This is a genomic window from Streptomyces sp. E11-3 (assembly GCF_046540415.1).
In the GTDB taxonomy this organism is placed as follows: Bacteria; Actinomycetota; Actinomycetes; order Streptomycetales; family Streptomycetaceae; genus Streptomyces.
In genome coordinates this window covers 874,846-888,242 of the sequence record NZ_JAZGRL010000003.1, presented here as the reverse complement: position 1 = coordinate 888,242, position 13,397 = coordinate 874,846, and the positions used below count along the sequence as shown (strand labels likewise).

General features: G+C 71.2%; 8 protein-coding genes. 5 read left to right on the top strand and 3 right to left on the bottom strand.

Annotated features, from left to right (window positions below; translation table 11 throughout):
• Window positions 1-149: 149 nt before the first annotated feature.
• Entirely contained in the window at window positions 150-2,081 is a 1,932-nt protein-coding gene (locus tag U9R90_RS33540; RefSeq protein ID WP_411060928.1) for a BTAD domain-containing putative transcriptional regulator, read from the top strand.
• A 69-nt stretch (window positions 2,082-2,150) separates the two neighbouring features.
• Here the strand turns inward: U9R90_RS33540 and U9R90_RS33535 are convergent, their stop codons facing one another.
• Together U9R90_RS33535 and U9R90_RS33530 are read right to left on the bottom strand one after the other, a co-directional pair.
• Window positions 2,151-2,597: a nitroreductase family deazaflavin-dependent oxidoreductase gene (locus U9R90_RS33535; RefSeq protein WP_411060926.1), complete on the bottom strand. Its 447-nt coding sequence runs from the start codon at window positions 2,595-2,597 to the stop codon at window positions 2,151-2,153.
• A 23-nt stretch (window positions 2,598-2,620) separates the two neighbouring features.
• Window positions 2,621-3,982 carry an FAD-dependent oxidoreductase gene (locus tag U9R90_RS33530; RefSeq protein ID WP_411060925.1) on the bottom strand — a complete coding sequence of 454 codons (1,362 nt, stop codon included), beginning with the start codon at window positions 3,980-3,982 and terminating at the stop codon, window positions 2,621-2,623.
• A gap of 275 nt (window positions 3,983-4,257) precedes the next feature.
• On the opposite strand from U9R90_RS33530, the gene U9R90_RS33525 reads away from it, so the two are divergent.
• The 4 genes from U9R90_RS33525 to U9R90_RS33510 all read left to right on the top strand — a co-directional run bounded on the left by U9R90_RS33525 (window position 4,258) and on the right by U9R90_RS33510 (window position 10,959).
• A complete protein-coding gene (locus U9R90_RS33525) occupies window positions 4,258-5,565 on the top strand; it encodes a flavin monoamine oxidase family protein (protein ID WP_411060924.1) in 1,308 nt (435 codons plus the stop codon).
• Between the two features lie 3 nt (window positions 5,566-5,568).
• Window positions 5,569-6,477 carry an EamA family transporter gene (locus tag U9R90_RS33520; RefSeq protein ID WP_411060923.1) on the top strand — a complete coding sequence of 303 codons (909 nt, stop codon included), beginning with the start codon at window positions 5,569-5,571 and terminating at the stop codon, window positions 6,475-6,477.
• Between the two features lie 134 nt (window positions 6,478-6,611).
• Window positions 6,612-10,457 carry an amino acid adenylation domain-containing protein gene (locus U9R90_RS33515; protein ID WP_411060922.1) on the top strand — a complete coding sequence of 1,282 codons (3,846 nt, stop codon included), beginning with the start codon at window positions 6,612-6,614 and terminating at the stop codon, window positions 10,455-10,457.
• A 16-nt stretch (window positions 10,458-10,473) separates the two neighbouring features.
• Window positions 10,474-10,959, top strand: coding sequence for a pyridoxamine 5'-phosphate oxidase family protein (locus U9R90_RS33510; RefSeq protein ID WP_411060920.1), 486 nt, complete (start codon window positions 10,474-10,476; stop codon window positions 10,957-10,959).
• Between the two features lie 82 nt (window positions 10,960-11,041).
• Here U9R90_RS33510 and U9R90_RS33505 read toward each other — a convergent pair whose 3' ends face one another.
• Entirely contained in the window at window positions 11,042-13,309 is a 2,268-nt protein-coding gene (locus U9R90_RS33505) for a BTAD domain-containing putative transcriptional regulator (protein WP_411060918.1), read from the bottom strand.
• Window positions 13,310-13,397 lie beyond the last annotated feature (88 nt).

Here is a 13,397-nt window from a genome sequence, read left to right as displayed (position 1 = left end):
TACGACTCTGCCGGTGCGCTCTTGCGGTCCGCTTTCAGTTCACTGACAGCGGCGGCCAGTGGCGGTCAGTGGGATGAAAGGCCGCCGCAAGTCCGGTGGCATTCCGTCGGCACACCGTGCGATGACCGCCTGCGCCTAGCGTCGACGTCATGCGTTTCGGAATACTGGGGCCGTTGGCCGTCTGGACGGCGGACGGTGAGCCTTTGGTGGTGCCGGAGTCGAAAGTCCGTACCCTGCTCGCCGCCTTGCTGGTCGATCCCGGGCAAGTGGTGTCGTCCGACCGGATCGTCGAGGACCTGTGGGGTGGCAGGCCGCCGAGCAACCCCTCGGGTGCTCTGCAGACCCTGGTGTCGCGGCTGCGACGGCTGCTGGCGCGGGACGGGGGCCACGATCTGGTGGTGCACCGCGCCCCCGGGTACCTGCTGCGGGTGCCGGTCGAGGCCGTGGACGCGGAACGGTTCGTCGCGCTCACCGCGCGGGCCCGCCGGTCTACCGGCCCGCGCGAGCGCGCCCGGATGCTGGCCGAGGCGCTGGGGCTGTGGCGGGGTCCGGCGTTCGCGGACTTCGCGGACGAGCCGTTCACCCGCGCGGCCGTCGCCCGGCTCCAGGAGCAGCGGCTGCTGGCCCTGGAGGAGCAGGCCGAGGCCCGCCTGGAGCTCGGCGAGCACAGCGTCCTGGCGGGGGAACTCGCCGACCTGACCGAGCGCCATCCGCTGCGGGAGCAGCTGCGGGCGGCCCATATGCGCGCGCTGTACGGGGCCGGCCGGCCGAGCGAGGCCCTGGACAGCTATCACGCGCTGCGCCGCCGCCTGGACGACGAACTCGGCCTGGAACCGGGGGCCGAGCTGGTCGCCCTGCACCAGGAGATCCTTCAGCACGCCCCCGGACTGCGGGCCGAGCCGACGCTCGCCCCGCCCCGTCCCCGTACGAACCTGCCCACGCCGGTCACGGGTCTGGTCGGGCGGTCGGACTCGGTGGCGAAGGTGCGGGCCCTGCTGGAGACGGGCCGTCTGGTGACCCTGACCGGCCCCGGCGGGGTCGGCAAGACCAGGCTCGCCGTGGAGGTCGCGGCCCAGGCGGCCGAGTCCTTCGCCGACGGCGCCTGGCTGGTGGAGCTGGCCGCCCAGACCGGGCCCGCGCGGCCGGCGCGTGCCGGTTCGGCGGACGACGTGGCCGAGGTGGTGGCTGCGCCCCTCGGTATCCGGGTCGACACCACCCAGGGCACCGGGTCCGCGTCCGGGCGGCTGATCGACGCCCTGCGCACCCAGCGGCTGCTGCTGGTCCTCGACAACTGCGAGCACCTCACCGCTCCCACGGCGATGCTGACCGAGGCCCTGCTCCACCACGCGCCGGGCGTACGCGTTCTGGCCACCAGCCAGGAGCCGCTGGACATCTGCGGCGAACACCTGTGGTCGGTGCCGCCGTTGGACCTGCCGGGCCTGGCCGGTGACCCGTCGGCGCTGTGGCGGTCGAGCGCGGTGCGGCTGTTCGTGGCCAGGGCCATGGCGGCGTCGCCCGGCTTCGCGCTCCGCGACGACAACGCCCGGGCGGTGGCGGCGATCTGCCGCCGTCTGGACGGGATTCCGCTCGCCCTTGAGCTGGCTTCGAGCCGAGTCCGGGTCCTTGGCGTACGAGAGCTCGCCGAGCGCCTGGACGACCGGTTCCGGCTGCTCACCGGCGGCCACCGGGGCGCCCCGGCGCGGCAGCAGACCCTGCGGGCGATGATGGACTGGAGTTGGGAGCTGCTGACCGCGGCCGAGCAGATCGTGCTGCGCCGGCTCGCGGTCCACTCCGACGGCTGCACGCTGGAGGCCGCCGAGGCGATCTGTTCCGGGGACGGGGTGAAGCCCGCGCAGGTCGTGGACCTGCTGGCCCGGCTCGTGGACCGCTCCCTGGTCCTGGTCACGCACGGCTCTGACGGGCCCCGCTACCGGCTCCTGGAGTCGGTGGCGGCGTACTGCCTGGAGCATCTGAGCGCCACCGAGTACCAGCGGGTGCGGCGCGCGCACGCCCGCTACTACGCCTCGTTCGCCGAGCGGGCCGACCCGTTCCTGCGCGGTGCGGCCCGGCTGTCGGCGTAGCGGCGGTGACAGCACAGTGCTCCCGTGGCCGGAACCGGCCACGGGAGCACTGGGTTGGTGCGAACGCCGTCAGACGCGTTCCAGGACGACCACCGGAATGGTGCGGCGGGTCCTGGCCTCGTACTGGTGGTAGATCGGGGCCCGTTCGGTCATCAGCTTCCAGAGCCGCTCACGCTCCTCCCCTTCGGCGGTGTAGGCGCGTACCGCGAACTTCTCCGCGAGGATCTGCACCTGGACCTCGGGGTTGGCCATCACGTTGAGGTACCAGTTGGGGTGGGTGTGTGTGATGGCCGAGCCGGAGGCGACCAGGACGTAGCGGTCGCCGTCCTCTCCGAAGAACAGGCCGGTGCGGTAGAGCTTCCCGGACTTGCGGCCCTGGTAGGTCAGGACGAGGTTGGTGCACCCGCCCTCCATGTACCCGCTCTGGCCGTTGGTCGCGATATAGCGGCGCACATGCTCCGCCACGGACCCGTCCGGGCTGTCCGCGCCCGCTGTCTGCGCGTCCCACACTGCCATGGAATGTTCTCCCTCTCGGATGTCTACAACTCGATGCCGGCGCTTGCCGCGGCACCGGAGGCTTTCAGGACGCGGAGCACCAGGCCGGGCTCCAGGAGCGCGTGCGGGGCGTCGACGAGGCCGAACACCCGCATGAAGGCGATGGCCACCTCCTCGTCGTGCACGGCGGCTTCCTGCACCAGCTTCATATAGGCCAGGGTGAGCCGGGTCATGGGCGGGCGCTCCCCCTCGACACCGGGGAACGCCAGGTCGCCGCCGACCATCAGCTCCCACGGCCCGTCGACGGCTTCGGCGGCCAGGTCCTTCAGGTAGCGCAGCGGGTCCAGCGGCGCGTCGCTCTCGACGTGCCGGCGGATGGTGAGCGCCGCCAGCGCGGCCACGGTCATCCCCTGCGCGTAGGCGGGGTTGAAGCTGCACACGCCGTCGCCGGTGACCAGCAGGCCGTCCGGGAACCTGGTCAGATGCTCGTAGCGGCGCCGCTGGTTGGCCGGGAAGCGGTACGGGACGGGGTCGCCGACGGGTTCCAGGCCCTGGATCGCCTGGTGGATGTCCGGCACCTGGAGCGACTGTATGAAGGCGTCGAAGCCCTCCGGGTCGGCCGGCGGGTGGTCGCCGAGTATGCCGTAGGCGGTGACGATGACCCGGCCGCCCTCCTGCTTCGCGGCGATCGCGCCGCGCGGGGTGGCGGGCGAGGAGACCACGCCGATGGAGATCTCGTCCTTCTCGTACGGGTCGTCGCGGATCTCGTAGAGGCGCGAGGTGTAGCCGAGCCCGATCTTCCGGCGCTCCTCCTCGACCCGCGGGTAGCCGAGCTCCTCCAGCCATACGGGGGTGCGTGAGCCGCGGCCCGACGCGTCGACCACCAGGTCGGCGTGCAGGGTGGTCTCCGTGCCGTCGGCTTCGGAGTGCGGCGACACCCGTACGCCGGTGATCCGGCCGCGGTCCTCAGTGGCCTGCAGGCCGACGATGTCGTGCTGCTCCAGGAAGGAGACCTGGGAGAGCTCCAGCACCCTGTCCCGTACCTGGGTCTCCAGGAAGGGGCGGGTGACGGTCAGCGAGGTCAGGCCCGAGTGCGCCTGCGCCACCCGCTTGCCGTTGAGATACCAGCGGATGTTCCCGGCCATGTCGCCGATGGCTCCGCCGTCGGCCACGATCTGCTTGGTGATTCCCGGAAAGAGGTCTTCGATGATCTGCTGTCCACGGGCCTGCAATCCATGCACCTGACGCCCCTGCGGCACCCCGCGCCGGGGCTCGGTCACACCAGTGAGCGCATCGCGGTCGATCACGATGACTTCCGCATAAGAGTCCGCGAGAACGCGGGCGGCGAACAGCCCGGCCATGCTCCCGCCGAGCACAATTGCACGGTTTTTCTTCTGGATTGACATTGCGGCAGCATCGCAGTCCGCGCACACCGTCCGGTAATCGCCCGTCCCCGCCTGGGAATTACCGGCGCGAATTACTGGCCTATGACCGTACGCAAAGTGACTCCGGCTAGGTTTTCCGCCACGGCACCCACTGTTTTCCGCCCATCGAGCCTGTCTTTGAACCCCCGCCTGCGCCCCGACGCCCGCGCTCCGCGCGGACGCTGCGCCCCGACGCCCGCGCTCCGCGCGGACGACGGGGGTTCAAAGACAGGCTCTTATCGCTGAGGAGAGGCCTCATGACAGGCGTTCACGAGTTTGACGCGATAGTCATCGGCGCCGGCTTTGCCGGGGTCACCGCCGCCCGAGAGCTCCGTGCCCGGGGGCTGCGGCCGCTGGTGCTGGAGGCGCGTCACCGGATCGGTGGACGCACCTGGACCGGAACCTACGACGGGGTGATGATCGAGTACGGCGGCGGCTGGTTCTCGCCGCTCCAGAAGCTCGCCATGAAAGAACTCGACCGGTACGGCATCCCGCTGGTCGAGGGCGTCCTGCCGTTTCCCGAGTGGGCGGTCTTCCCGGTGGCGGACGGCAAGCTCGAGTCGTTCGACGGACCGGAGTCGCTCGGCCGTCTCGGCGAGCTGCTGACCCGCATCTTCGAAGGATCCGACAAGCTGCTCCCCGACCCGCACGACCCGCTCTCCACCGGAGACCGGATCAGGGCCGTCGCGGACACGTCGCTACGGGAGCACCTCGACCAACTGAACCTCTCGCCGCGCGACGACTCCTGGGTCAACACGCTGGTGGCGGGCTTCTCCGGCGGGTACAGCAAGAACGGCGCGTACGAGGCGCTCGCCCAGTGGTGGGAGCTGGCCGGTGGCGCCCTGGAGAGCTGGGTCACCATCGAGGGGCAGGCCCCGGCGACGGGCATGAACGCGCTCGCCCAGGAGATCCTCAACGACGCGCGGGCGCGGCTGCACCTCAACTCCCCCGTCGCCGCCATCGCGGACGACGGTGAACTCGTCCGGGTCACCACCCAGTCGGGCCGGCAGTTCTCGGCGCCGGTCGCGGTACTGGCCGTACCGGCGAACGTGTGGAAGACCATCGACTTCGACCCGGTCCTGCCCGCCGTGCACGCCAAGGTCGCCGAGCAGGGCATCAGCGTGCCGCACAGCAGCCGACTGTGGCTGCGGGTGCGCGGCGACTTCGGCCCGGTGCACGTACGGGACGACGAAGGCGCCCCGCTCACCCCGCTGTTCACGCACACCATGCTCGGCGACGGCGAGCAGCTGCTGACCGGGTACAGCCAGGACCCGAGCTTCGACGTGTCCCGTCCCGAGCAGGTACGGGAGGTGCTGAGCCGACTGCTCCCGACCGCCGAGCTGATCAGCTACAAGGCGCACGACTGGGGGCACGACCCGTTCTCGCTCGGCGGCTGGGCGCTGCGGCGGCCGGGTCAACTCCCGCTGCTGCCCGAGCTCCAGCAGCCGCACGGCCGGGTGGCCTTCGCCAGCGACGGTCTCGCGAGCGGCTGGAGCGGCTTTATCGACGGGGCCATCGAGAGTGGTGCCCGCGCCGCCGCGCAGGCGGCCGAGATCGCCTCCTAGCCGATGAGTGGCAGCCGCCTCTCCGACTCGGCCCTGACCGCGCTCGCGCCCGTGATCTGGGGCTCCACCTATCTGGTGACCACCGAACTCCTGCCGCCGGACCGGCCGTTGCTCGCGTCGACGATGCGGGCGCTGCCCGCGGGGCTGATCCTGCTGGCGATCGGCCGGACGCTGCCGCGGGGCGTGTGGTGGTGGCGGTCCCTGGTGCTCGGCGTGCTGAACATCGGGGCCTTCTTCTACCTGCTGTTCGTCGCCGCCTACCACCTGCCCGGCGGGGTCGCGGCGCTGATGACAACGGTCCAGCCGATGATCGTGCTGGTCCTTTCGGCACTGCTGCTGAAGGACCGGATCAGGCCCGTCCATGTGGCCGCCTGTGTGCTCGGCGCGGCCGGGGTCGCGCTGCTGGTGCTGCAACCGGACGCCGGTCTGGACGCGGTGGGCCTGGCGGCCGGGTTGCTGGCCGCGGTGAGCATGGCGTCCGGGATCGTGCTCACCAAACACTGGCAGCGCCCGGCGCGGGTGGGGCTGCTGACCTTCACCGGATGGCAGCTGACGGTCGGCGGTCTCGTGCTGCTGCCGTTCACGCTGCTCGGCGAGGGGCTGCCGGGCAGTGTCACGGCCGACAATCTCGCCGGGTTCGCCTATCTGGGCCTGGTCGGGGCGCTGTTCGCGTACAGCATCTGGTTCCGCGGCGTACAACGGCTGCCCGCGCTCGCCGTCTCGTTCCTGGGCTTCGGGTCTCCGCTGGCCGCGACGCTGCTCGGCTACTTCGTCCTGGACCAGGCCCTGTCGCCGCTCCAGGTCGTCGGCGCCCTGACGGTGGTCGCCGCGGTCGTCCTGTCCCAGCCCAGACCCACGCGGCGCGCGGCGGCGCCGTCCGAGGAGAGATCCGAGACACCCGTCGCCTCGTGAGCGCGTACCCCTTCGGCAGCGGCACACCCGGTGTGCCGCTGCCTCGGTGACTCATCAACTGACCGGTCCAACGGCTCAACGGTCCCACGGCTCAACGGCCTAACGGCTCTACGGCTCAACGACGGAGAAGAGAGATGATCTTCACTCAGGAATCCAGCGTGCTGGAGTACGGCGTGCGTGGCACGCGACGGCTGCCCGACCTGCTCGCGCTGCGAGTGGCCGAGCACCCCGACGAGCTCGCGGTCCTGTACGAGCAGGAGCGCCTCACCTTCCGCGACCTGGCCGCCCGCAGCTCGGCTCTCGGGGCCTATCTGCGTCATCTCGGGGTGGGCCCTGATGCCGGCGTCGGCCTGTTCGTGGAGCCGTCGGTCGACCTGATGGTGGGTGCCTGGGGCATCCTGTCCTCCGGTGGCGCCTATCTGCCGCTGTCCCCGGACTACCCCGAGGACCGGCTGCGCTACATGATCGAGGACAGCCAGACGAAGATCATCGTCACCCAGGAGAGCCTGCGGGCCCGCCTGCGCGAGCTGGCACCGCGCGGCACCACGGTCGTCACCGTGCGGGAGGCCGCCGACTTCGCCCCCCAGGTCCCCGCGGGCGTGGCACCCCAGCCGGGCCCGAACGACCTGGCGTACGTCATCTACACCTCCGGCAGCACGGGCCGGCCGAAGGGGGTGATGATCGAACACCACAGCGTCGTCAACCAACTCCAGTGGCTGGCCCGCGCCTACGGCCTCGGCCGCCGTACGACCATCCTGCAGAAGACCCCCATGAGCTTCGACGCGGCCCAGTGGGAGATCCTGGCCCCGGCCTTCGGCGCCACGGTGGTCATGGGCTGCCCCGGCGTGTACGCGGACCCCGACGGGCTGATCGAGACCATCGAGATGTACGGGGTGACCACCCTGCAGTGTGTGCCGACCCTGCTCCAGGCGCTCCTGGACACCGAGCGGCTCGACGCGTGCGGCTCGCTGCGGCAGATCTTCAGCGGCGGCGAGGCGCTGCACCGCAACCTCGCGCTGCGCTGCGCCGACGCGCTGCCCTGGTGCGACCTGGTCAACCTGTACGGGCCGACCGAATGCACCATCAACGCCTCGTCGTTCACGGTCGACCGCGCCACCATCGGGGCGGGGCCGCAGTCCGTCTCCATCGGCAGGCCGGTGCAGAACACCGAGTTCCACATCCTCGACCAGCGGCTGTCTCCGGTCCCCGCGGGGGAGATCGGCGAGCTGTACATCGGCGGGGCCCAGCTGGCGCGCGGCTATCTGCACCGGCCCGACCTCACCGCGGAGCGCTTCCCCGAGATCCCGCTGGACGACGGCCGCCCTCCGGTGCGCCTGTACCGTACGGGCGACCTGGCGCACTGGAACCCGGACGGCACCGTGCAGTTCGCCGGGCGGGCCGACAACCAGGTGAAGCTGCGCGGGTACCGCGTGGAACTGGACGAGATCTCGCTGGCCATCGAGAACCACGACTGGGTCAGGAACGCGGCCGTCGTCGTGAAGGACGACTCCCGTACCGGCTTCCAGAACCTCATCGCCTGCGTCGAGCTGAGCCCCAAGGAAGCCGCCCTGATGGACCAGGGCACCCACGGCTCGCACCACCAGTCGAAGAAGAGCAAGCTCCAGGTCAGGGCCCAGCTGTCGGACCCGGGCCTGCGGGACGCCGAGGAGCTCGACGGCAGGCCGGCGTACGACCTGGCAGGGCGCGAGCCGACCCCGGAGCAGCGCAGACGGGTCTTCGCCCGCAAGACCTACCGGTTCTTCGAGGGCGCGGACGTCACCGAGGCAGACCTGCTCAAGCTGTTCGGCAGGCAGGTCTCCGGCGCCTTGCCGCGGGACCCGGGCGAGCTGACGCCCGCCGAGTTCGGGGAGATCCTGCGGTACTTCGGCCAGTACCTCAGCGAGGAGCGGCTGCTCCCGAAGTACGGCTACGCCTCACCGGGGGCCCTGTACGCCACGCAGCTGTACGTCGAGCTGGAGGGCGTCGGCGGCCTGGCGCCGGGTTACTACTACTACCACCCGGCGCGCCACCAGCTGGTCCTGATCAGCGAGCGGGCCGCCGCGGGCGAAGTCCGCGCCAGGGTCCACTTCCTGGGCCGCAAGCGCGCGATCGAGCCGGTCTACCGGAACAACATCCAGGAGGTCCTGGAGATCGAGACCGGGCACATGGTGGGCCTGTTCGAGGAGATCCTGCCGCGGTACGGCCTCGACATCCGGGACCTGGCGTACGCACCGGAGATACGCGACCGCCTGGAGCCCGCCGGGGAGGACTGCTACCTGGGCACGTTCGCCCTGGTCCCGCACACCGGACAGCGGCCGGACGACACCACCGAGGTGTATGTGCAGACGCACGGCGACCGGGTCGCCGGTGTCCCCGAGGGGCAGTACCGGTACACGGACGGACGGCTGGAGCGGATCTCGGACGAACTCGTCCTGCGGCAGCATGTGATCGCCATCAACCAGCAGGTGTACGAGCGCGCCGCCTTCGGCGTCACGGTGGTGAGCAGGGCGCCCGATGCCTGGCTGCGGTACATCGACCTCGGCAGGAAGCTGCAGCGGCTGCAGATGAACCCTACCGGCCTCGGGTTCATGTCCTCCGGATACAGCTCCAAGACCGGCCACGCCCTGCCGGCGGCCCGCAGGATGGACGCCGTACTGGAAGCGGTCGGGCTGGCGGGCGGGCCCTCGTACTTCTTCGTCGGCGGCCCGGTCAGCGAGGAGCAGCTGCGCAGCGAGGGCATGCGCGAGGACACCGTCCATATGCGCGGCCCGGCGGAGATGATCAGGGACGACCTGGTCAACCAGCTGCCGGACTACATGATCCCGAACCGGGTGGTGATCCTGGACCGGCTGCCGCTGTCGGCCAACGGGAAGGTCGACGTCCGGGCGCTGGCCGACTCGGCGGAGGTCAACGCGGAGGTGGCGGAGCGGCCCCATGTCGCGCCGCGTACAGCGACCGAGCGGGTGATCGCCGACCTCTGGAGCCGGGCGCTGAGGCGCGAAGACACCTCTGTGCACAGCGACTTCTTCGCGTCCGGGGGCAACTCGCTGATCGCGATCGGCATCGTCAGGCAGCTCAACACACGGTTCGGGACGGCGCTGCCGCTGCAGGTCCTGTTCGAGTGCCCGACGGTCGAGGAGCTCGCGCGCCGGGTCGAGGGCGGCTCGGGCGCGTACTCGCGCCTGGTGCGGCTGCACTCCGCGGGGCGGCTGAGCCCGGTCTTCTGCTGGCCGGGGCTCGGCGGATACCCGATGAACCTGCGCGGCCTGGGCGTACAGATCGACATCGACCGCCCGTTCTACGGTGTGCAGGCGCAGGGGATCAACGAGGGCGAGACCCCGTACCCCACCATCAGGGAGATGGCCGCGGCGGACATCGAGGCCATCAGGCGGCTGCAGCCGTCCGGGCCCTACACCTTGTGGGGGTACTCCTTCGGCGCGCGGGTGGCCTTCGAGGCGGCCCACCAGCTGGAGCGGGCCGGAGAGCGGGTGGAGCACCTCTTCCTGATCGCGCCGGGCTCACCCAGGGTACGGGCCGAGGACGGCGCCCGGTACGGCCGCGAAGCCTCGTACACCAACAGGGCGTTCGTGGCGATTCTCTTCTCGGTGTTCGCGGGCACCGTCAGCGGGCCCGAGCTGGAGCGGTGCCTGGACGCCACCCGGGACCGGGAGAGCTTCACCTCGTTCGTCAGCGAACTCAGGGGACTCGACCGGGACCTGGTGCGGCGGATCACTGACGTGGTGGCCCGTACCTACGAATTCACCTACAGCTTCAGGGAGTTGGCCGAGCGGCGGCTCAGCGCACCCCTGACGGTCTTCAAGGCGCGGGGCGACGACTACTCGTTCCTGGAGAACAGCAGCGGCTACTCGGCCGAGCCCCCCACCGTGATCGAGCTGGACGCGGATCACTACAGCCTGCTCAGGGAGCCTGACATCGGCGAACTGGTCAAGCACATCCGCTACCGCCTCCAACTGCCCTAGAAAGGACCGAAAGACTGTGGCAACCCGTGTGGAGGACTTCGCCGATCTGGCGGACGAGTTCCATCAGTACGTCAGGGACATCGTGTACTGCTCCCTGATCACCGTGGACAAGCGGAACCGCCCTCGGGCGCGTGTCCTGCTGCCCGTCTGGGAGGTCGTGGACGGCCGCCCGGTGGGCTGGATCGCCGCGTACAAGACGCCGGTGAAGACCGCGCACATCAACAACAACCCGCATGTCACGTGCTCGTACTGGAACCCGCGGCAGAACGCCGCGTACGTCGACAGCGTGTCGGAGTGGATCGAGGACGAGACCGTGAAGCGGGAGGCCTGGGAGCTCTACCGCAAGGGCAGCCCACGCGGCGTGGGATACGACCCGATCCACTACTGGAAGGGTGGCCCGACCGACCCGGAGTACGGGCTGCTGCGGATGGACCCCTTCCGTGTCCAGGTGCTCAGGGGCCGGGACATGCGCAGCAGGATCTGGCAGCCGGCCGAGCGCTGAGCCGCCTCAGGGCGGTGCGGGAGCGCGAGAGCGGCGGCCGGGATCTCCGGTCGCCGCTCTCGTCTGTGTGGGCTCAGCGGGCTCAGCGGGTGACGCTGCCCGAGACCATGTCGCGGGTCAGCGACGGGGTCTCCGCGGGGCGGCCGGGTTCCGGGGCGCGCAACGGGTCGAGCATGATGGTGGTCGCGTACCGCCTGCCGACCGCCAAGTCGCCCGGCAGACCGAGGGCGTCGTCGCGCACCCCGGCGATGACGAGCAGCGGCACGCGCCGGGACAGCCGTGCCGTGGACTCGACGAGTTCGCGTGTCTCGTCGGCCAGCTGGACGTCGTCGATGATCAGGACCAGCGGCCGTTCCTGGGTGGCCACTTCGAGGAACTGGTGCCACCCCTCGCGCCACTCGCCGTCGCCGAACCCCCGCGTGGGGCGGCTCGCCGGGTCGACGAACGGGATGAGTCGCGCCACCAGCCAGTTCGCCCGCCCCTGGTCGCCGACGAGACGGCGGACCGTCGCCTCGACCTTGTCCCGGATCGTCGGGAGTGAGTCGGTGCCCGTGAGCCCGCAGTAGGCGGACAGGATCATCCGGTGCAGCTCGAAGGGGCCGCTCTCGGCCGCTGACGGCGTGCACCAGTACAGGACCTGCACGGCCTGCGGGTCCTCGGCGGCCACCCGCCGGAACTCCGTCAGCATCCGGGTGCGTTCGGCGTCGGAGCCGCCCCGCACGGTGACCAGGTGTGGCTGCGCCCAGCGGCTGCTGTGTGCCATCAGCCCCTGGAGCAGGTCGAGTTCGCTCGCGGCCGCGACGCCCTGGTCCACCTGCGGATCGCCGTATGTCCCCTCCACCGGGATGGCGCGCTCCACCTTCCACCTGGCCGGTGTGCCCTGCACCTGGATGTACGAGAACAGGGATCCGGTGGCCGCGCGGGTCTCGGGCCCGACCTGGATCTCGCCTTCCGGTACGAGCGACAGCAGGATCTGGCACTCCTGGAGCAGCGCGCCGCTGACCGAGAGGGGCGCGGCGCCGCCGTCCGGCCCCTGCCGCACCAGCGCCTCGCCGGTGGCGACCGCGGCGCCGACCGCCGCGCTCCCGGCCAACGGGGCCATACGGCCGCCGCCGTCGGGTCCGCACGCGAACGCCCTGCGCAGCTCCATCGCCGCCCGTACGGCGCGTTCGGCGTGGTCTCCCCGGTGGGCCTCCACCGGGAACAGGCCGAGGCTGACGGTGCCCATGGACGCCGCGACGGTGCCGCCGAGGCCTTCGACCTTCTGCCGGATCAGGCCGCCCATCCGGTCGAGGACCGTGTCCACCTCCTCGCCTCCCGGCACCCCGGAGTCGGGGCCGAGTTCGGCGCGGACCAGGAGGACGGTGACCTCCCTGCGTACGGGCGCCACGGCCGCGGGGGCCACGGCCGCGGGGAGCGGTTCCGCGCGGGCGGGGAGCGGTTCCGCGCGGGGGGCGTCCGGGGCCGCCGGGACGGGCGGGGCGGAGGGCGTGGACGGCTGGGCAGGCGCGGGCGGCGCGCTGTGGCGCTCCGGCTCGGTGGGCCGCGGCCGCGGGCTCGCGGTCACCGCCTCCGCGGGTTCGGGGAGTTGGAGCGCCGGATCGTGCAGCAGGATGGCCTGCTGGAGCATCTGCAGTTCCCGGCTGGGCTCCAGGCCCAGGTCCTCGACCAGTACCGTCCGCAGGCGGCTGTAGACGCCCAGTGCGTCGGCCTGGCGGCCACAGCGGTACAGGGCGCGCATCAGCTGGCCGCAGGAGCGCTCCCGGAGCGGCTCGCTCTCGACCATCGCCTCCAGTTCGCCGAGCATCGCGTAGTGGTGCCCGCACGCCAGCTGCGCGTCGAAGAAGTCCTCCAGGACGTCCAGGCGCGCGTTCTGCACGGTGGTCAACTCGGTCCAGAAGAAGCCGACTTCCACCAGATCGGAGAGCACGTCACCGCGCCACAGGTCCAGCGCGTCCCGCAGCAGCGGTGCGGCCTCGGCGGGCGCTCCCGCGGTCAGCCGGGCCCGCCCTTCGGCCACCCACTGGTGGAACAGATGCAGGTCGACATCCTCCGGGGCGACCTCGAGCAGGTATCCGGGAGCCTGGGTGCGCAGGGCCGCCGGCGTGTCGGAGCCGTCCTCTTCGGACAGGGCCCTGCGCAGCCCCCACACCGCGTTCTGCAGGATCTTGCGCGCCGTGGCGGGCGCCTCCTCGATGCTCCACAGGGCCTTCAGGAGCTGGCTGGTGGGCACGACCTGATTGGGCTGCAGCAGCAGGAAGCCCAGCGCCGCACGCTGCTTGCTTCCCCCGAGTTCGACCTGACGGCCGCCAGACGTCACTTCCAGCGGGCCCAGCATCTTGAACCGCATGTTCCCTCCCCCTTGATTCGCGCAGCTCAGCGCTGCCACGTACCCAAGACCTAGGGGGAGATTACAAACCGCGACGTCGGTTTGTCAA